General features: G+C 39.1%; 16 protein-coding genes and 1 other annotated feature. Of the genes, 13 read left to right on the top strand and 3 right to left on the bottom strand.

The genetic code is table 11. The features are described from left to right. The first annotated feature begins 89 nt into the window (after positions 1–89). A complete protein-coding gene (gene rlmN / locus AC2TDL_RS10910; RefSeq protein WP_484696162.1) occupies positions 90–1,154 on the top strand; it encodes a dual-specificity RNA methyltransferase RlmN in 1,065 nt (354 codons plus the stop codon). A gap of 89 nt (positions 1,155–1,243) precedes the next feature. On the opposite strand, the gene trpS is transcribed toward rlmN, so the two are convergent. Then, a complete protein-coding gene (gene trpS / locus AC2TDL_RS10915; RefSeq protein ID WP_484696163.1) occupies positions 1,244–2,227 on the bottom strand; it encodes a tryptophan--tRNA ligase in 984 nt (327 codons plus the stop codon). A 45-nt stretch (positions 2,228–2,272) separates the two neighbouring features. Beyond that, positions 2,273–2,531, bottom strand: a binding site (T-box leader). A gap of 143 nt (positions 2,532–2,674) precedes the next feature. On the opposite strand from trpS, the gene AC2TDL_RS10920 reads away from it, so the two are divergent. The 3 genes from AC2TDL_RS10920 (at position 2,675) to AC2TDL_RS10930 (ending at position 4,912) form a co-directional block, all read left to right on the top strand. Then, positions 2,675–3,139 (top strand): MarR family winged helix-turn-helix transcriptional regulator, encoded by a 465-nt coding sequence (locus tag AC2TDL_RS10920; protein WP_484696164.1) that lies wholly within the window; start codon positions 2,675–2,677, stop codon positions 3,137–3,139. 183 nt (positions 3,140–3,322) lie between these two features. After that, positions 3,323–3,934, top strand: a complete 612-nt coding sequence (locus AC2TDL_RS10925) for an alpha/beta hydrolase (RefSeq protein ID WP_484696165.1) — start codon at positions 3,323–3,325, stop codon at positions 3,932–3,934. A gap of 57 nt (positions 3,935–3,991) precedes the next feature. Further along, positions 3,992–4,912, top strand: coding sequence for an NAD(P)/FAD-dependent oxidoreductase (locus AC2TDL_RS10930; protein WP_484696166.1), 921 nt, complete (start codon positions 3,992–3,994; stop codon positions 4,910–4,912). Between the two features lie 176 nt (positions 4,913–5,088). Here AC2TDL_RS10930 and AC2TDL_RS10935 read toward each other — a convergent pair whose 3' ends face one another. Both AC2TDL_RS10935 and AC2TDL_RS10940 read right to left on the bottom strand, forming a co-directional pair. Further along, a complete protein-coding gene (locus AC2TDL_RS10935) occupies positions 5,089–5,655 on the bottom strand; it encodes a beta-class carbonic anhydrase (protein WP_484696167.1) in 567 nt (188 codons plus the stop codon). Positions 5,656–5,815: 160 nt separating this feature from the next. Then, complete coding sequence (locus tag AC2TDL_RS10940) at positions 5,816–8,104, bottom strand: ATP-binding protein (RefSeq protein WP_484696168.1); 2,289 nt, start codon at positions 8,102–8,104, stop codon at positions 5,816–5,818. A 178-nt stretch (positions 8,105–8,282) separates the two neighbouring features. Here AC2TDL_RS10940 and AC2TDL_RS10945 point away from each other — a divergent pair, with 178 nt between their 5' ends. The 9 genes from AC2TDL_RS10945 to AC2TDL_RS10985 all read left to right on the top strand — a co-directional run bounded on the left by AC2TDL_RS10945 (position 8,283) and on the right by AC2TDL_RS10985 (position 19,392). Continuing rightward, positions 8,283–8,810, top strand: a complete 528-nt coding sequence (locus tag AC2TDL_RS10945) for a YceI family protein (protein ID WP_484696169.1) — start codon at positions 8,283–8,285, stop codon at positions 8,808–8,810. A gap of 346 nt (positions 8,811–9,156) precedes the next feature. Next, positions 9,157–9,561 (top strand): sigma factor-like helix-turn-helix DNA-binding protein, encoded by a 405-nt coding sequence (locus AC2TDL_RS10950; RefSeq protein WP_484696170.1) that lies wholly within the window; start codon positions 9,157–9,159, stop codon positions 9,559–9,561. Next, complete coding sequence (locus tag AC2TDL_RS10955) at positions 9,558–9,776, top strand: helix-turn-helix domain-containing protein (RefSeq protein WP_484696171.1); 219 nt, start codon at positions 9,558–9,560, stop codon at positions 9,774–9,776. The genes AC2TDL_RS10950 and AC2TDL_RS10955 overlap by 4 nt, the downstream gene beginning before the upstream one ends. 184 nt (positions 9,777–9,960) lie before the next feature. After that, positions 9,961–10,674 (top strand): phosphodiester glycosidase family protein, encoded by a 714-nt coding sequence (locus AC2TDL_RS10960; RefSeq protein WP_484696172.1) that lies wholly within the window; start codon positions 9,961–9,963, stop codon positions 10,672–10,674. Positions 10,675–10,783: 109 nt separating this feature from the next. Continuing rightward, positions 10,784–11,176 carry a hypothetical protein gene (locus AC2TDL_RS10965; RefSeq protein ID WP_484696173.1) on the top strand — a complete coding sequence of 131 codons (393 nt, stop codon included), beginning with the start codon at positions 10,784–10,786 and terminating at the stop codon, positions 11,174–11,176. A gap of 485 nt (positions 11,177–11,661) precedes the next feature. Further along, a complete protein-coding gene (locus AC2TDL_RS10970) occupies positions 11,662–13,407 on the top strand; it encodes an ABC transporter ATP-binding protein (RefSeq protein ID WP_484696174.1) in 1,746 nt (581 codons plus the stop codon). A gap of 201 nt (positions 13,408–13,608) precedes the next feature. After that, positions 13,609–15,525 (top strand): ABC transporter ATP-binding protein, encoded by a 1,917-nt coding sequence (locus AC2TDL_RS10975; RefSeq protein ID WP_484701142.1) that lies wholly within the window; start codon positions 13,609–13,611, stop codon positions 15,523–15,525. A 271-nt stretch (positions 15,526–15,796) separates the two neighbouring features. Next, a complete protein-coding gene (locus tag AC2TDL_RS10980) occupies positions 15,797–16,258 on the top strand; it encodes a MarR family winged helix-turn-helix transcriptional regulator (protein ID WP_484696175.1) in 462 nt (153 codons plus the stop codon). Next, positions 16,255–19,392: an MMPL family transporter gene (locus tag AC2TDL_RS10985; RefSeq protein ID WP_484696176.1), complete on the top strand. Its 3,138-nt coding sequence runs from the start codon at positions 16,255–16,257 to the stop codon at positions 19,390–19,392. The genes AC2TDL_RS10980 and AC2TDL_RS10985 overlap by 4 nt, the downstream gene beginning before the upstream one ends. The last annotated feature ends 8 nt before the right edge of the window (positions 19,393–19,400 follow it).

The raw sequence follows: 19,400 nt of genomic DNA on the forward strand, positions 1-19,400 counted from the left end.
CTACACAATTTGGGAAAATAGAGAACGAACCATGATAAAATAAGCTAGAGGCAGCAATAAGCTGTTGAAGCGAAAGAGGTTAAAGAGCTATGAAGTCATCAATTTATGGACTAACATTAGAACAGCTAAGCAATTGGCTGGAGCAACAAGGAGATAAACGCTCGCGTGCGATTCATATTTGGCGAGGCTTATATCGTCAGCGCGTACGCAGCTTCAAAGATATGACAGGGGTTAATGAAGCAACGCTTGCCTTGCTTGAGGAGCATTTTACAATTGAGACGCTTAAGGAGCATACACGGCAGCAATCACAGGACGGTACGGTGAAGTTTTTATTTCAACTTGCCGACGGCAATTTAATTGAAACGGTGCTAATGCGTCATAAATTTGGTTTGTCCGTTTGTGTAACGACACAGGTTGGTTGTAATATTGGCTGCAGCTTTTGTGCGAGTGGTCTTATAGCTAAAAGCCGTGATCTAACGAGCGGTGAAATTACAGAGCAATTGATGCAGGTACAGTTTTTCCTTGATCGGCAAGGTAAAGGAGAACGAGTAAGTCATATCGTTGTAATGGGAATTGGTGAACCATTCGATAATTTCGAGCACATGTCCAATTTCATTCGTACTGTAAAGGATCATCAAGGACTGGCAATTGGTCCGCGTCATATTACGGTATCAACAAGCGGGTTAGTTAATCGATTTAAAGACTTTACTGACAGTGATCTTGGTGTGAATTTGGCGATTTCCTTGCATGCTCCGAACAATGAGCTACGCTCACGTATTATGAAAATTAATAAAGCTTATCCATTAGAAAAGCTAATGCCTGCGATCGACTATTATTTGCAGCATTCTAATCGTCGGGCAACTATCGAATATATTTTATTGAAGGGTGTCAATGATCAGCCAGAGCATGCAAATGAGCTAGCTGCATTATTAGAGCCGCGTAAAGATATGGTTAATATCAACCTTATTCCATACAATCCTGTTGATGAGCATAGTCAATATCAACGCAGCACTCAGGAGGATATTCGTACCTTCTATGATATTTTGAAAAAACATAAAATGAGTGTAAGCGTACGTATGGAGCATGGGGCAGATATCGATGCTGCCTGCGGTCAATTGCGTAGTAAACAGCTCAATCAAGCATCCAATAGTTAATGCGATAAACCAATCATTTATTAGAAATAAAAAAGGGACGAGTTCGCTCTTTTGCTATGCGGCAAGAAGTGCGGTTCGTCCCTTTCGTTTTATACGATTAAAAAGCCCATATTGCGTTTTGCTTTAAGCAACGTTTCATTAGCAATGGCTGCAGCACGTTCAGCGCCATCGCGCAAAATATTGTCAAGCTCTGAGGAGTGGTAAATTTCATTGAAGCGTTGTTGGATCGGCTCAAGCTTAGCGATAACAACTTCAGCAAGCTCTTTTTTGAAATTGCCGTAGCCTTGACCTTCAAATTGCTTTTCAACTTCTTCAATCGAAATGCCTGCAAACACGCTGAAAATTTCAATCAAATTACTTACTGCAGGCTTGTTTTCCCAATCGTAGCGTACGGACATTTCAGAGTCAGTTACTGCACGTGAGAACTTTTTGCGAATAACAGCAGGCTCATCTGTCATCAAAATGTAGCTGTTTGTGTTAGGGTTGGATTTGCTCATTTTTTTCGAAGGATCATCCAGTCCCATAATACGAGCTCCGACTTCTTGGATTACAGGCTCAGGCACAGTAAATGTTTCGCCATATCGGTTGTTGAAGCGAATCGCTAAATCACGGGTTAGCTCAAGATGCTGCTTCTGATCCTCACCAACAGGAACATGAGTTGCTTGATATAGTAAAATATCTGCTGCCATAAGAGCAGGGTAAGTGAATAATGCAGCGCTAACGACGTCTTGACCTGCAGATTTGTCTTTAAATTGAGTCATGCGACTTAGCTCGCCAAAATGCGACTGGGTTTCCATTAACCAGCCTAGCTCAGCATGTGCAGCAACCTGTGATTGCAGAAATACAGTTGAGCGTTTAGGGTCAATTCCTGCTGCGATATAAAGTGCAGCTAGCTCGCGTGAACGTGTATGCAGCTCTTTCGGATCTTGATAAACTGTAATTGCATGTAAATCTGGAATAAAGAAGAAGCATTCATATTCCTCTTGATTGCGAACAAATTGGCTAAGTGCCCCTGCATATCCCCCAATATTTAGCACGCCACTAGGTTTAATACCTGATAGTATACGTTTCATTTTACACACCTCTTTATTTAAAATAAAAAAGCTTCATCCCTACACAAAAGGGACGAAGCTGAAAACTCCGCGGTACCACCCAAATTCGACATAACGTCGCACTTGAATCTTGCTTTGCAGCAAATAAACTGCAACAAGAAAGCTCAGATAACGGTGAGCGCCGACAATGCCTACTGCTTGCAATAAAGGTTCGGATTGTAGCCAGCAGACCCATTCACTATGCAGCATGTACCGATCTTTGCACCGACCATCGGCTCGCTATAACATGCCTCGCATAACTACTCTTTCTGCTCATTGCTTTTTCTTAATGGTTTACGATTAGCATACTGATTATTGCTTTGCAAGTCAAGTCTGATTCACAGTTATATACTTAATGTGTTTAGTTGACACTTATCTTTGCATTTGTTATCTTAATTTTAAGATTATTTTAGGGTGAGGAGTTTAGTTATGAGCGAAACAAGTCGTTATCACGAGCAAGGAGCTGCGCTTGAATTATATATCGCCCTATCACGAGCGAATTTATGGGTAAGCGCTCATGCTGATCGTGATATTCGAAAGCATGGATTAAACCGTACGGAATTCGGTGTGTTAGAATTGCTCTATCATAAAGGGCCTCAGCCGCTGCAGCAAATCGGCAATAAGGTGCTTATGAGCAGCGGAAATATTACTTATGTTGTGGATAAGCTTGAACAAAAAGGATTAGCGAAGCGACGTGTATCTACCGAGGATAGACGATTAATTTATGCTGAGGTAACTGAGCAAGGTTCAGCATTTATGGAGAGTATTTTTCCTGTGCATGCAAACGTAATTGCTAAGGCTGTTGCGGGACTGGATATTGAGGAACAAAAGCAAGCACTAACATTGCTGCGAAAGCTTGGCATCTATGCTGAGGAAACATTTAAGCAGGGTTAATTTCAGGAGAACATAGCAGTTAATCCAGAGCTGTTTGTATGATAAAGATAGCTGCGAACTAGGGCGAGCTGATGTTAAGCAGGCTTGCTGCAAATAATAATCTTAATTTTAAGATATTCAGTGTAATTAAGCTGAAATTTAATTGCTCCAAATGACTATGAAATTATTAAGGAGGAAATGACAATGAAGCATATTTATGAAGCAGGCTCTGATCCAGCAGCTCCCGTGCTGTTGCTTTTGCACGGAACGGGTGGTACAGAGCGTGATCTGATTGGGATTGCTCAATATATTGATCCCACTGCATCCATTTTAAGTGTTAGAGGAAATGTAGTTGAAAATGGCATGTCACGTTTTTTTAGAAGGTTTGCGGAAGGAATTTTTGATATTGAAGATTTGAAGGCTCGTACAGTGGAGCTAAAAGCATTTATTGATAAAGCGGCTAAGCAATATGGATTTGCTCGAAACAAGGTTATAGCAGTCGGCTATTCCAACGGTGCCAATATTGCCGCAAGCTTGTTATTTCATTATGATAATGCTTTGCTTGGTGCAAGTCTGCATCATCCAATGGTTCCGCTGCGTGATGTAGAGCTTCCAAACTTAACAGGAACGAACGTTTTTATTGCCGCCGGGGATAATGATCCGATCTGCATCCCGCAAGAAACAGAGGAACTTGCGGCGCTTTTGCACGGTGCTGGTGCCAAAGTACAGTTAATATGGGAAAGCAATGGACATCAGCTTACACGCAGTGAGATTGAAAAAGCGAAAAAATGGTACGAGGCTAGTTTTAAACAATAAAATATTAGCTAGTTAGAGTTCATACATTATAGTAAAACAAAAAAGGTGTGTGAGCTTATGTCAGTTGCGATAATCGGAGGAGGTCCAGCAGGACTTAACGCAGCCTTAATGCTAGCTCGCGCAAATCATCGAGTGCTGTTGTTTGATAATGGTAAGCCGCGCAATGCTGTAACGAAGCAGATGCATGGCTTTATTACTCGTGAAGGAATTGCTCCTCAACAGTTTCGCAAGCTTGCTCATGAGGAACTGCGTCAATTTTCGCAGGTGAAGCGGTATCGTACTGCGATAGAATACGTTCATCGCTTGGCTGACGGATCATTCTTATTAACAGCTGAGCAAGGCAAGCGCATTAAAGCTGATCGTATTTTGCTGGCCACTGGATTAAAGGAAGTATTGCCAAACGTCCCTTATATTTCGCGATATTACGGGATTTCCTTATTTAGTTGTCCATATTGTGATGGCTATGAGCTAATTAATCAACCATTAGCGATTATTTCAGAGGGAAGAAATGCAATAGCGCTCGTAACAACAGTAAGTCAATGGAGCAGTAAGCTTCATCTATTTACAAATGGGAAATTTAATTTAACAAGGGCAGATCTGAACATATTGCAGCTAATGGGAGTTAAGCTGTATACTTCACCAATTACTGCTTTAGTAGGCAAGCAAGGAAAACTAAGAAAAATTGTTACTGCTGATGGACAGCGGGTTGAGTGCAAGGGAGGGTTTATTTCCCCATACTGGCAACATTCTGGTTCGTTAGCACAGCAATTGGGCTGTAGATTTGCTCCACACGGTGGAATATGGCAGGACGGACGAGGCAGGACGAGTGTTGCAGGTGTATATGTAGCAGGGGATGTGAGCAGTGTTTCACCTGCACAGGCAGTTTTAGCTGCTGGTGATGGAGTGCGAGCAGCGATCAGCATAAATCAAGATATTATTCAAGGGCGTTTAGCACGTCGCGCTGCATTCATTCGATGACTGTATCAATGGATAAGCTGCTTCTGAGTTCATTACATTTAGTAAGTATAGTTTTAAGTATAGCTTTGAAATAAAAAGTAAAAGCCTGCAAGGCGCCTTGTCATATGCAGATACATATGTCAGACAGCTTTACAGGCTTTATTTAGCTAATAATAAATGAATAATTAGTGCTACAGTTATTCGCGATAGTCCTCAACTAGCAGCTTAAGTTCACCTGTTGTAGGATCTATAACGAATCCGTGAACAGGAACATGAGCAGGGAATAAAGGATGGTTTCTAATCATTTTAACGCTATGCATGACTCCATCGGCTGGATCTGAGAAGCCTCGTAAAAATTTCTCCATCTTAATGCCAGAGCGTTCCAAAGTTTCGATTACTAGAGGATCTACGCCGCCCTCGGTAATGAATTTTTCGACCATGCCTTTGCTGTCCAAATTTGTCATGCCACAGCCATAGTGACCGATAACAAGGACTTCTTGCGCTTTAAGCTCATAAATAGCAACAAGTATACTGCGCATTGCAGAACCGAAAGGCTGAGTTAGAACAGCACCTGCATTTTTAATAAATTTAGCATCGCCATTACGTAAATTTAAAGCCTTTGGCAAAAGCTCCATTAAGCGTGTATCCATACAGCTTAAGATCGCAATTTTTTTCTCAGGGTACTTATCTGTAATATATTTCTCGTACTCCTTATTTTCGACAAACTGTTTATTGTATTCTAATAGCTGAGAAACGATACTCATTATGGTTCCCTCCTTCTACTGTCTGAAACAGTGGGCAAAAAAGTCATGTTTTATTATTGTCCTAATTGAAGTGGAAAGTCAAATTACATTGAATGATAAAGGTAAGAATATTATCCAATTTTAGCGCCTTATGGACATTTTGTATTGCTGCACGCACTCCTTAAGATGCATTTGGAGGTTCAATAGGCAGTTTTACAATAGCGCGAGTTCCTTTACCTGGTTCACTTTCAAAGTAAATACTTCCGTGATGACCAGCAATAATTTGCTGAGATACAAGCAATCCAAGTCCGTTACCCTCTAGCTTGCTTGTGTAAAATGGCGTAAAGATATGTTTAAGTTCTTCTTCATCCATTCCAACACCGGTATCCTCGATAATAACAATAAGCTGTTTATCCTCTTTGGCATGTTCAATCGTAATCGTAAGCTTGCCTCCATCTGGCATCGCTTCGATACTGTTTGTAATTAAATTGACAAAGACCTGCTTCAGGTGTTGCTCTGAACCTAGCACAATAGATTGCTGTTTGCAGCCAATAATTTCGGCTGTTGTATGTTCATTAAGCTTACCTGCTGATGTCATCAACGTTATAATATCACGTATAATGCGCTCAATATGGATCGGTGCCCACTGATCAATTTGTGGCCTAGACATAGTAAGAAATTGACTCACAATAACATTCATATGTTCAATTTCTTGCATCACGAGCTCATAATGGTGCGGCGAAATTTTACCTGAGCTGCGATTAAGCGTTAAAAATCCTTTAATCGTCGTTAAAGGATTGCGTAATTCATGAGCAATACTTGCAGCAAGGCGACCTACGGCTGACAGCTTTTCATTGTTACGTCTTAGCTCTTCATTCTGTTTATACTGTGTAAGATTTCGCGTAATGGAAGCGATCGCCATCGTTTCTCCGGCTTCATTAATAATCGCAGATAAAGAGCTGCTGACATCCAGAGGAGTACCTGATTTTGTATGCATAATTGTATCAAAATGATACGGACCATTATTGTTCATTACGCCAATAAGTAGCTGCTCGTATGAGCGTTGTTTTTCAGGATTGTTAGGGAACAGCGGCTTGCCTAACAATTCACTAATATCATATTGGAACATTTCCTCGAATGCTTTATTTACTTGTATAATATTGAAGTTTAAATCCATAATATGGATAGCTTCTTTTGTATGGGAGAAAAATGATTCCAAATACTGCTTTGTATGAAGCAGCTCATGGTTCGTCTGTTTAAGTTGCTCGGTATACTGGTATAAATGATCTCCCATCTCATTCACTTGCGCCGCGAGTAAGCCAAGCTCGTCCTTACTATTGAGCTCTAACGGAGTATTAAATTGCTTCATTGCAATTGCATTAACCTTTAGCATAATTTTTGTTAAAGGAGTTGTCAGCAACTTAGCGATTAAATAGCTGCTAACGATAGTAAGAAGCAATAAAATAATGCTAATCAATGTGTGATCGATGAACTGTCTTTTTGTACTAGCGTTTAATAAGTCGTAGTCAAACACCATGCTAATAACATATGGTTGGTCAGCGGTAACTGGTATAAACGTACGAATTAGACGATAATCGTCATCATAATTAAATTTGGACAACAGAAAGCTTTGTTTAGCTATAGCGTCCTGTACAAGTGCAACATCTTTTTCAAGATTACTAAACTCATAAGAGCCAAACTTCACATCTCGTACATCTAAGTTATAGACAGGTTTTCCCTGCTTTAGTTTAATAATTTTTTCTTTCCCAAAAAACTGTGGATCGAAAGCGGTAATTTCCAGCAGCAATTCATTGTTCGCAATTAAATCTTCAACAATTTTATCCTTACTTTGTATATATCCATCAGGAAATACTTGTTCAGTATTCAGCACTGTGTTAATCATGTAATTTGTTTTTCCAGAATAATAATATCCCCACTTATTGATTTTCGAAGGATCTGATACAGCAAAATTGATTGGACCAGAATAAAAATTAGTGGAGGACATCCCTTGAGATACAGAAACAGGTTGCTGGTGCATAACTTCCTTCATTGCCACGTCCCAATAATCCCAGGTTTTTGAACGCAAATTTACTTCTTCAGGATTTGTGGACGTAACGGAAACAAGCTCACCTTCCTTTAACACCCATAATGTAATATCAGTTATTTCAAGCTGATCACGCACCTGCTTTAATTGCTCGATTGAAATCTCTTCTACTCTAGATGGTAACATTTGCTCAGCTGATTGTGCCGCAAGCTTAAGTCGCATAGCCAGCTCATTTTCTATTTGCAAATTCGTTTTTTCGATTAGCTCGATAGATAGCGCCAACTGATTAGACATCGACGTTATTTGCTGTTCAATATTATTTTTTTGCGTTGTTATCGCATTAATCTGTGAAAAAGCAATATTTAATATAAGTACTGCGCAAACAATGAGAGAGATAGCCACTGATAACTTTGCTCGTATTGTCAAGCCATATCCCTCCAGATAGATGTCTAGGAAGTGAGATAATTATATAATGCTTAATTCCTAGTAGATGAGTTTAATTTAATAATTATAGTATTGACAATAGGTAATTGGCAATATAAAATTAAATTATGTACTTTATTAAAGTTAGTTAATATAAATAATAAATCAACGGAGGTTTTTAATGATGGCGAAATGGATTGTTGACCCTGTACACAGTACAATTGAATTTTCAGTTAAGCACTTGATGATTGCGAAAGTAAGAGGAGTATTCCATAAGTTTGAAGCGGATATTGAAGCAGATATTAATGATTTGACGACTGCAAAGGCTGAATTTAACATTGACCTTGCTAGTGTAGATACGCGGAATGAGGATCGTGATAATCATTTACGTTCTGCTGACTTTTTTGACGTTGAGAATACACCTACATTAAAATTTGTAGTTAGCTCCATCGAGAAAGTAGCAGACGACGAGTATAATGTAGTTGGCGATGTAACGCTTCATGGTGTTACAAGACAAGAAACTTTCAAGCTTACTTTTGAAGGCACATCAACTGACCCGTGGGGTAACCAAAAAGCAGGGATTAGTGCTTCAGGTTCCTTAAAGCGCAGTAACTACGGCTTAACATATAATGCTGCACTTGAAACAGGCGGCGTTCTAATTGGTGATGAAGTTAAAGTCAATATTGAGCTTGAGGTGCAAAAAGCATAATTGACATCCATTTGAGAAATTATAAATCATAATCCTCCTCATAAATTTCGGTTAACAATACATTCGGTGGATTAAAAAAGGTCCTTAAGTAAAAAGCTGGTGCCATTCAGACGGCATCAGTTTTTTTTATTTTTGCATTTAGACGTTAAAAAATCTTGTTTATATGTGCTTATGCATGATATATTAATAGAGAACATATGTTCGATTTTGGATTTCGATCACCTTTAGTTACTTCTCTCGATACAGCATGAAAGAACAATAATTCCCCTAATGTATCACAATTCCAGTAAACAGCCATGTAAAAAGAAAAGAATTAAAATCAATAATAGTCTGTATGGAGGTAGAAATGAAAAATCAAAATATTTGCTACAGTGATGCAGCAGCGGTTTCGTATATTAAAACTTGTCTAAAGTTTAGAGCTATGCGTTTACATAAAAAATGGTCTGCACAATCTACACGAGAACAACCTACCTTAAATTCCTTCGTTTCTGATCAAGATATTACTGAACAGATCGATTTGCTTACCTATAATAACCGTCCGCTAGAGCATGATGTTATCGATAAAATATTTGTTGAACAGGCTTTTTCCAGGTTAACAGAAAAAGAAAAAGTGATCATTACGAGATTATTTCATTATGACATGAAAATTCGTGAGATTTGTGATGAATTGCGTATATCGAAAAATACGGTTTTAAAGACTAGGAGGAATGCCTTGAAAAAAATGAGAGCATATGAGGTGAAGCGTTCATGACGGAGCCTAGTAAACATTCAGAAAGTTTAACTCTTTTACTGGAGCGGGCAAAAGAGGGACATCTGGAAGATTTAGAAAAACTATATGAACGCTTTAAACCACTAATTCAAAAGATGGTTAAAAAAATGGACATACAGTATCAAGAAGATGCCAAGCAAGAATTAATTTTAGCATTATTTGAAGCGGTTCAGCGTTATAAGCCGAATAACGATTAGTTAGGTAATTAATGATTGAGGCTTTTGCTTTTGCAGAAAGACAACGACGAAAGGATTTTACTGCAAAATTATATTTTTGAGGGATTACCTTTTTCTAAATCAGTGTCTTTTATATATATAAGGAAGTGAATAGAGCGCTCTTTCCTTTCTGCATTTATAAAATACAAAAAGGAGAGATTTATTTATGGCAACAACATTACCTTATACACTCGAATTTAGAACTGTTCAGCCGATGGGAAAACCACGGTTTGCGATCATAAAAACGGAATTAAGCCGTGTAAAACCTGAGATCATTAATACGCAAATGGCGAAGACGCCACATATCGGAATAAATGGTGGATTTTTTGCTGCTGATAACGGCTATAATAAACCGCCGACAGGGCTAAGATCAATTAGCTACTGGAAAGGTGACAGCAATTATTACGCTTATAACGGAACTAGCAGCGATCAAATCAAACGAAAAACGTTCGTTTCCTACACTGATAGCAACAATAAAGTGAAAGCCACTCATATTTATGCGAAAAATCTCAATGAGGTTTTAGCGAACTATCCTACTGCAAAAGCTGTAATAGGTGGTATTGATTATAATAAAGAGAGTTGGGGAGATGATCCTTTTATTCTTGGATATGATTTGGCGGCTTGGCGCACCGTTTTAGCTTGGGACGATACCTACGGCTATATGATCGTTACAGATGGGAATTCCGCTACAATTCCAAGTCTAAAAATTTATATGGAGAATATCGGATTTAACCCTGTAAATTCGATTATTTTGGATGGCTCAGGTTCAACAGCGATGCGAGTTGTAGAGAATGAGCAAATTAAATGGTATGGTTCACCTACACACGATCGCTATATTGGAAATATGGTTCGCGTATACGGCATCGACTGGTATAGCTAATTCTTGCAGGTGATGTCCTCTTATAGAGGGCATCACTGTTTTGAATTTTTAGTATAATATTGGTATATTTTACTATAGTTAATAATAGTACCATGATAAGGGGGATTCGATGGATAAGCTGAAAAAAGAATTTATATTTAATGTATGTTTATTTTCATTTTTATTAAGCGTGCTTTATAGTTTTTTTCTTGTATATGTAGAAAATCCTTTAGTTGCAAATTACGATGAAGTTAGCGATCCTGGAAATTCTGTTGTATTTATTTTGTTTTTTTTAATTCTTTACGCTGTTCATGTTATCTTCAGCATAATATTTTTCGTTGTAGCTCGTATCGTAGGTACAGCTCTTACGAAAAGGATGATTGTATCAAATGGAATTGCTATTGTGTTAATTGGACTTATTAGTTTTATCACTAAACAAGAAGTTATTTTATTTTTAATAATTTCTTTGGCGGTATTCTCAACTTTTTCTGTAATATTTGCTCGAAAAGACTCATACAATTAACAGTCGATAAATTTATAGCAGTACCGATCGTATCCTTTTGAAATAATAATAGTGACTACATTATTGAGATAAATTTAAAATCTTTAGACCAATGTGTAATTTTTAGGATTGACAACAATAATTAACCAATGATAATCTTGAGAAAGATTGTAAATTTATCTAATAAACAAAGTGAAAGGAGGATTACGAATCATGATTCATGTAATTGGAATTAACTGGGTAGAAATGAATATGGATAGTGATTACGTAATCCGCGTCGTTCATATATAAAAATTTAGCGGCGCATGATTACGTAGCGTAGTCGTGCGCCTTGTCTTATATAGTGATAAATATCTCATTGTTATGATTGCTATTTATCTAGAAAGGAGCATGCCTACGAACAGGTGTGCTTTTTTTTGTTCTCTCAGAGCAAAGAAAAGCAAGAGCTTTACAGTAATACCATTAAAAATGCTGAAATTGAGTAAAGCAGGGGGTTGTTATACGGTATGCTAAGTGTGTTAAAGAAGCTTAGTTGGTTCTTTAAACTAGAGCGAAAGCGATATATTTGGGCTATTAGTCTGCTTTTTATTATAGGTCTAGTTGATTTGCTGCCGCCGTGGTTAATTGGGCTAGTAATTGATGGAATACAGCAAGGACTATTTACAGATAAATCATTTATGTGGATGATTATAGGCTGGTCGGTCATTGCTGTTGTTGGATATGCCATCAATTATGTTTGGCATTATTTATTGTTTGGCGGGGCCTTTGTGCTGGAGCGTAATTTACGAATGAAGCTAATGGTTCATTTTTTGCGCATGAAGCCAACCTTTTATGAACGCAATCGTACAGGCGATTTAATGGCGAGAGCAACGAATGATCTTGGAGCAATCTCGAATACGGCAGGCTTCGGAATATTAACTTTATTTGATTCAACAATTTTTATGATTTGTATCGTTATTATGATGAGTGTAGCGATAAGCTGGAAGTTAACTTTAGCTGCGCTGCTTCCATTGCCATTAATTGCACTCTTACTTTATGTTTTAGGTAAAAAAATTCATCAGCGTTTTATGGCTGCACAGGATGCATTTGGCGAACTCAATGATGATGTATTGGAATCAGTATCAGGGGTTCGTGTTATACGTGCGTTCGTGCAAGAAAAAGCGAGCGAGCAAAAATTTCATCGCAAAACAGAGGAAGTACTGGAAAAAAATCTTGATGTTGTAAAGATCGATGCGCTATTTGAGCCGGGGATTAAAATCATTGTCGGAATTAGTTATTTAATTGGAATTGGCTATGGAGCGTATCTAGTGTTTAATAGTGAGCTAAGTCTAGGGGAACTGGTTACCTTTAATATGTTTTTAGGTATGTTAATTTGGCCAATGATTGCGATGGGTGAACTGATTAACATTATGCAGCGCGGTAATGCTTCTCTAGATCGGGTAAATGAAACATTAGACTATGAGGCTGATGTTAAGGATAAGGAAAAAACCGTTAGCAATCCTAAGCCTTCGAGTTTAACCTTCAAGCAATATTCTTTCCAGTATCCTAGCTCGAAACAAACCAATTTGAATGCACTTAATATTGCGATTAAGCAAGGGCAAACATTAGGTATTGTAGGAAAAACGGGCAGCGGTAAGACGACGATTCTTAAACAGATTTTACGTGAATATCCACTAGGTGGAGGACGTTTGGCGCTAGGAGAACATAGGCTGGATGAAATCAAGCTAGCGGATCTTATAGGCTATATTGGCTATGTGCCGCAGCAGCCGTTTCTATTCTCGCGCTCAATCCGGGATAACATTTTGTTCGGTAAGCCAGATGCTACGGAGGAGGAGCTTTGGCATGCATTAGAACGAGCTTCATTCGCTAAGGATATTCAATTTTTACCGGATGGCTTAAATACGATGGTTGGTGAGCGGGGGGTTGCATTATCTGGTGGTCAGAAGCAGCGGGTTAGCATCGCAAGAGCACTTATAGCTGATCCTGAAATTCTTTTGCTTGATGATGCTTTATCTGCCGTTGATGCGAAAACAGAAACAGAAATTATTAATAGTATTAAGCAGGAACGGAAGCAAAAAACCACCATTATTACAACCCATCGATTATCGGCTGTGCAGCATGCCGATTGGATTATTGTGCTTGATGATGGTGTCATTGTTGAAGAAGGCACTCATGAAGAGCTATTAGCACGCGGCGGCTGGTACAAAGAGCAGTATGATCGTCAACAAATTGAACAAGAACTTGGTGCGTAAAGCTAGGCTGCTAGTTTTAGCTACTATAAGTATATACAGGCATCAGGGGCTGAAGGTTAGAGAGGTGATTAAAAGATGGCAAAAGAACAAAAAAATAAGCACCACCTGAAAAAGATAGATCTAAGCCAAGCACAGCATTCGAACAATGAGCAGCCATCTCATTCAGCGGTTGGTACGGGCAGGCGGCTATGGCAGTATGGCATGCTTTATAAGAAAACGATTATTGTTGCACTTATATTTCTTATTATTGCTGTAGCTGCTGAAGTTGTTGGACCGATAATTGCTAAGCAAATTATTGATAAGCATATTACGAGCATTAATCGAGTGTGGCACTATGTAGAAGAAGGTACGCCTAATGCTATTGCATTAGGAGATAAATGGCTTGTACGTGAGGATAAGCTTGCTGATATGCAGCTATCTTTAGGAACAGCAAACTTTGTCCAAAAGGGGCTAACATTTACACTGGTGGACGAGGGTAACACGGAAGCCCAGGGAGTAAAGCTGAGCAAGGGAGAGCTGTACCAGTTTTATAAGCCAGAAATTAAACCAATTATTTCTCTTTCTCTTATTTATCTTGCACTATTAGCGATTACAGCGATTTTTATTTATGGTCAGCGTATTTTACTGCAAACTGCTGCAAATCGTATCGTGCAAAAATTACGTCATGATGTTTTTGCTCATACTCAACGGCTGCCGGTTCAATATTATGATCACTACGCAGCTGGTCAAATTGTATCGCGGGTAACGAATGATACAGAAGCAATTCGTGAGCTTTATGTTGGTGTTATTGCTAACTTTAGTATGGGGATAGTCTACATTGTTGGAATATATGCTGCAATCTTTATTATGGATGAGCAATTAGGTTTAATCACTTTGCCTTTTATTCCAATTTTATTCGTATGGATTTATGTGTATCGTCGCTTTGCAACGAAATATAATCGTATCTTGCGTGCGAAGCTAAGTGAAATTAATGCGACGATCAATGAATCGATTCAAGGAATGCCGATTATTCAAGCTTTTCGTAAGGAAAAAGCAATGAAGGAAGAGTTTGAGGAACTAAGCACTTATTATTTTAAGTATCAAAATAAAATGCTTAGTCTAAACTCCTTAACCTCACATAATTTGCTTAACTTATTGCGCAACATTGTCTATGTCGTCATTATTGTGCTGTTTTTTTATAACATGTTTAGTTCAGCGATTACAGTAGGTCTGTTGTTTGCGTATGTTGATTATATTAATCGACTGTTTAATCCGATCGTCGGGATTGTTAACCAACTTTCTAACCTTGAAGTGGCACGTGTGTCGGCGGAGCGGGTATTCACGCTAATGAATGAACCAGGTGTTGATGTGGATGAAGGACATATTCCTCGTTACCGCGGAGATGTCGCATTCCATAATGTGAACTTTGCCTATAAAGATAACGAGTATGTCTTAAAAAATATTAGCTTTTCTGCAAAGCAGGGCGAAACCATTGCCTTAGTAGGTCATACTGGTTCAGGAAAAAGCTCAATCCTCAATCTATTGTTCCGCTTCTATGATATTAAGCATGGCAGTATAACGATAGATGGAGTGGATATACGAGAATATTCCAAACAGCAAATACGTGAGCATATGGGAATTGTATTACAAGATCCGTTTCTCTTTACAGGAACCATTGCCTCAAATGTTAGCTTGAACAATCCTAAAATTAGCCGTGAGCGAGTAATTCAAGCTTTAAAAGATGTAGGGGCATATGAAATGTTTATGGCTTTGCCAAACGGAATAGATACTGAGGTTATCGAGAAGGGCAGCACGCTATCCGCAGGACAACGTCAATTAATTTCGTTTGCACGTGCGCTAGCCTATGACCCAGCTATTCTTATTCTTGATGAAGCAACAGCAAGCATAGATACTGAAACTGAGGCAATTATTCAAAATGCGCTTGATGTTTTGAAGCGTGGACGTACGACATTTGTCATTGCTCATCGTCTGTCGACGATTCGCTCTGCCGATCAAATTCTTGTGCTAGATCGCGGAGTTATTGTTGAGCAAGGCAATCATGATTCACTAATGGAGAAACGCGGCAAGTATTACCTTATGTATCAGCTTCAGGGCGGCGGGGCAGCAGTTGTTTCCTAACCGACAGTCATCATATTAGATATTATAAAAAGTCGTGAGCAAGGATTGATGCTCACGACTTCTTTTATTTAATAACTATTTAGTAAAGGAATGGAGAGCTCTATAAAAGCGAAGAAATGCTGATTCCTGCGCAGGGAATAATAGATCTCGAAAGCTATATAATCGTAGCTAATTTGTGAAATTTAGGAAAAAGTTGTTTGATGGACAAATAGTTCGGTGATAGAATAGTTTCATAATGAAACTATTTATAGAAGGTAAAGGAGGTGGGAAAGTGGCTTCAGATCAAGTAATGGCTCAAATCGTTGAACGCTATGAACGAGCGACCTTTTTAATAGAAAGGCGAATGTTTCGCAAAATAAAAGAGGTGCTACCGGGAGATATCACGTCTGAACAGTTATTTATTATTCGATATTTAATGCGTAACAATGGAGTAACTTCTTCAGAGCTTGCAGATCAGCTTTGCGTTGGAAGAAGCACGATTACTTCAATTTGTAATCGCCTTTTTAGCAAGGGCTTGATTGAACGGACAACCAATCAAGCAGATCGGCGCGTCGTCTATTTGACCTTAACGGATGAAGGGCGTCGCGAGTACCATACTATGGAGCGAGCCATTTATAAGATTATTCAGCCTTATCTGGATAAAATCGGTGAACGTAAGGGCTTTGAATTTATTGAAGTATTAGAGTTTGTTGCCGACATATTAAAGCATGATATTGAGGAGGAACAAGTTTGAAATCAATCTTAAAAGCTAGATGGTTTGTACTTGTACTTTGGCTTGTCGCTGTTGTTGTGATGATGGTTACTGCGCCAAACTTAGGAGAGCTCGTTAGAGAAAAAGGGCAAATTACTGTGCCAGACAACTACTCTTCGTCGCTTGCCAATGAGCTGCTTGCTGAAAAGAGCAGCAGCAGAAGTGAGGATGGTGATGCAAGTGAGGGTAACTCTACCGCACTAGTTTTTTATCATGAAGGCGGTTTGTCAGAAAGTGAGAAAAACGAGGTTAAAAATGCTATTGAACAGTTAAAAAATCAACAAGCTGAATTGGGCATTACGAAAATTACGACTCATTTTGAAAATGAACAGCTTAAGGAGCAAATGGTTTCATCCGATCAATCAACTATAATTGTTTTACTTAATGTTGATTTGCAAGATCGAGAGGCTGAAGTTGTAATTGATGAATTATATGCTGCGTTGGACAATGTTTCAATCGAACATTATCTTACAGGCAGCTGGATTATTAGTCAGGATGTTTTACTTAGCTCAGAGGAGGGCTTAAAGCGGACAGAGCTAATTACTGTAGCATTTATATTAGTCGTATTATGTCTTGTTTTTCGCTCGGCAGTTGCTCCGCTTGTGCCGCTACTAACTGTGGGTTTATCATATCTTGTTGCACAAGGCGTTGTATCTTATCTTGCTGAGTATACAGATTTTCCTTTGTCGACGTTTACGCAAATCTTTATGCTAGCCATTCTATTCGGGATAGGAACTGACTATTGTATTTTGCTTATTAGCCGCTATAAGGAAGAAATGAGCAAGCATGGAGATAAATATGAAGCGATTTTAACAACGTATCGTACAGCGGGGCGTACAGTATTTGTTTCCGGCATCGCTGTGCTTGTCGGCTTTAGCGCAATTGGGCTTTCGACTTTTATTTTATATCGTTCTGCAGTTGCAGTAGCAGTTGGTATTGTTATTATGCTAATTGCGCTTTATACCATTGTTCCATTCTTTTTATATACGTTTGGTACAAAACTTTTCTGGCCTAGTACTAAAAAAATTGAACATGGTCATAGCAAGCTATGGGATAAGGTAGGTGCCTTTTCCTTAAATAAACCGATCTTTTCATTATTAATTATTGCTATCATTATTGTTCCGTTACTGTTAACGAAGGACGATCTTGTTTCTTACAATTCATTAGATGAAATTGGAGAAAAGTACGACTCAGTTAAAGGCTTTAACATTATTGCAAACAATTTTGCACCAGGTGAATCTATGCCCACGACAATTGTCGTGAAAAGTGAACAGCCATTTGATAATTCAGAAGGGATGGCGATTATAGAGCGGACAACACGTGCGTTGCTTCAGTTAGACGGTGTGTCAGGTGTACGCAGTGCTACCCGTCCATTAGGTGAGCAGATGGATGAGTTTCTCGTCACCGATCAAGTCAGCTTGCTGGAAGATGGATTGTCACAAGGGCAGGATGGATTAAATGAAATTGCCAATGGTTTATCTGAAGCTCAAGTGGCATTAAATGAACATACACCACAGCTTAACACTGCGATTTCGGGGGCACAGGAGCTTGTCGATGGCAGCAAAAAACTGCAAGATGGCGTTAATCAGCTATCTAAAGGATTAACAGAAATTAGCTCTGGCATGGAGCAAGGAGCCAAGTCCGCTGAGCAGCTTGAAGCGGGACTTAAGGAGCTGGAAGATAATGCGCTTAAGCTTGCCGCTGCGAGCGATCAATTACTACAAGGATATCGTGAGCTTTATTCAGGTGGGCAGCAGCTTTCAGCTGGATATACAGAGATTGCAAAACAGCAGGCTACGTTAGCTGAAGGCTTGGCAGGAATTGAGCAAGGAATGCAAGGACTGCAAGCCCAGTACCCAGAGCTTGCTGAGGATGCTGCCTATCAAGCGTTAGTTGCTTCGATGCAGCAACTATCTGCTGGAGCAAAAGCATTATCGACGAGTATGCAGGAGTTGAATAGCGGACTAACAGGTTTGCTTGGCGGTTTAGCTCAAGCAAATAGTGGCTTAGAAAGCGCAAGTAGCGGACAACAAGCATTTTCAAACGGTATGAAGCAGGTAGCAAGCGGCATTAGTGCATTGCGTGAAGGTTTACAGCAGCTTGCTGCTGGTTCTAAGCAAGGCAGCAATCAAGTTCCGCTTATTGCAGATGGTCTTGGCGGGATCGCTGACGGCGGAACGCAATTAAAACAAGGCTTTGTTGACATCCAAGACCAGCTTAAGCAATTAACAGATGGGCTAGGACAAAGTGTTGATGGCTTGCAGCAAGTGACAGAAGGCTTTAATTCAGCACAAGATTATTTGCAAGGACTAGTTGAATCTCCAGATAAGGAGTTAGCTGGTTGGTATATGCCAAGCGAAGCAATTACAAGTGAGGATTTTGCCCCTGTGCTGGAGCAATATATGTCTGCTGATCATAAGATTATTACGCTCGATGTAATAATGGAAGATAATCCTTACTCGATGAATTCAATTGACGTAGTAGACGGATTATTGCCTGTAGTTGAAGAGCAACTGGCTGGTACGGAGCATGAAGGAGCAGAGGTTCAAATTGCAGGTATAACGAGTATGAACCATGACTTAAAAACTTTAAGCGATGAGGATTATTCTCGCACCGTAACGTTAATGCTGATAGGTATATTCATTATTTTGCTGTTGTTATTCCGATCCATTGTTATTCCGATTTATCTTGTATGCTCGTTATTAATTACGTACAGCACGTCTATGGCGATTACAGAGTTAATCTTTGTCGATATTGTAGGATTATCTGGCGTAAGCTGGGCAGTACCATTCTTCGGCTTTGTTATGCTTATTGCGCTTGGTGTAGACTATAGTATTTTCTTAATGGATCGCTTCAAAGAAAATAGTGATATGTCGCCTACTACAGCTATTCATGAAGCTATGAAAAGCATGGGTTCAGTAATCATATCTGCGGCAATTATATTAGGAGGCACTTTTGCAGCAATGCTGCCATCAGGCGTTATGAGTTTGTTGCAAATTGCTACGCTTGTTCTATGTGGACTTATGCTGTACGCGCTAATTATTTTGCCATTATTTATTCCTGTAGCGGTTAAGCTATTTGGAAAATATAATTGGTGGCCATTTATTAGAAAGTAAGAGGGAAA

Source organism: Paenibacillus sp. plas6 (assembly GCF_057221655.1).

What these genes read in the sequence shown, in the direction of transcription:
- AC2TDL_RS10960 (WP_484696172.1), top strand. Translation starts at nt 9,961, where the DNA reads ATGGCAACAACATTACCTTATACACTCGAATTTAGAACTGTTCAGCCG.
- trpS (WP_484696163.1), bottom strand. Translation starts at nt 2,227, where the DNA reads ATGAAACGTATACTATCAGGTATTAAACCTAGTGGCGTGCTAAATATT.
- AC2TDL_RS10925 (WP_484696165.1), top strand. Translation starts at nt 3,323, where the DNA reads ATGAAGCATATTTATGAAGCAGGCTCTGATCCAGCAGCTCCCGTGCTG.
- AC2TDL_RS10945 (WP_484696169.1), top strand. Translation starts at nt 8,283, where the DNA reads ATGATGGCGAAATGGATTGTTGACCCTGTACACAGTACAATTGAATTT.
- AC2TDL_RS10955 (WP_484696171.1), top strand. Translation starts at nt 9,558, where the DNA reads ATGACGGAGCCTAGTAAACATTCAGAAAGTTTAACTCTTTTACTGGAG.
- AC2TDL_RS10950 (WP_484696170.1), top strand. Translation starts at nt 9,157, where the DNA reads ATGAAAAATCAAAATATTTGCTACAGTGATGCAGCAGCGGTTTCGTAT.
- AC2TDL_RS10965 (WP_484696173.1), top strand. Translation starts at nt 10,784, where the DNA reads ATGGATAAGCTGAAAAAAGAATTTATATTTAATGTATGTTTATTTTCA.
- AC2TDL_RS10975 (WP_484701142.1), top strand. Translation starts at nt 13,609, where the DNA reads ATGCTTTATAAGAAAACGATTATTGTTGCACTTATATTTCTTATTATT.
- rlmN (WP_484696162.1), top strand. Translation starts at nt 90, where the DNA reads ATGAAGTCATCAATTTATGGACTAACATTAGAACAGCTAAGCAATTGG.
- AC2TDL_RS10920 (WP_484696164.1), top strand. Translation starts at nt 2,675, where the DNA reads ATGAGCGAAACAAGTCGTTATCACGAGCAAGGAGCTGCGCTTGAATTA.
- AC2TDL_RS10970 (WP_484696174.1), top strand. Translation starts at nt 11,662, where the DNA reads ATGCTAAGTGTGTTAAAGAAGCTTAGTTGGTTCTTTAAACTAGAGCGA.
- AC2TDL_RS10930 (WP_484696166.1), top strand. Translation starts at nt 3,992, where the DNA reads ATGTCAGTTGCGATAATCGGAGGAGGTCCAGCAGGACTTAACGCAGCC.
- AC2TDL_RS10935 (WP_484696167.1), bottom strand. Translation starts at nt 5,655, where the DNA reads ATGAGTATCGTTTCTCAGCTATTAGAATACAATAAACAGTTTGTCGAA.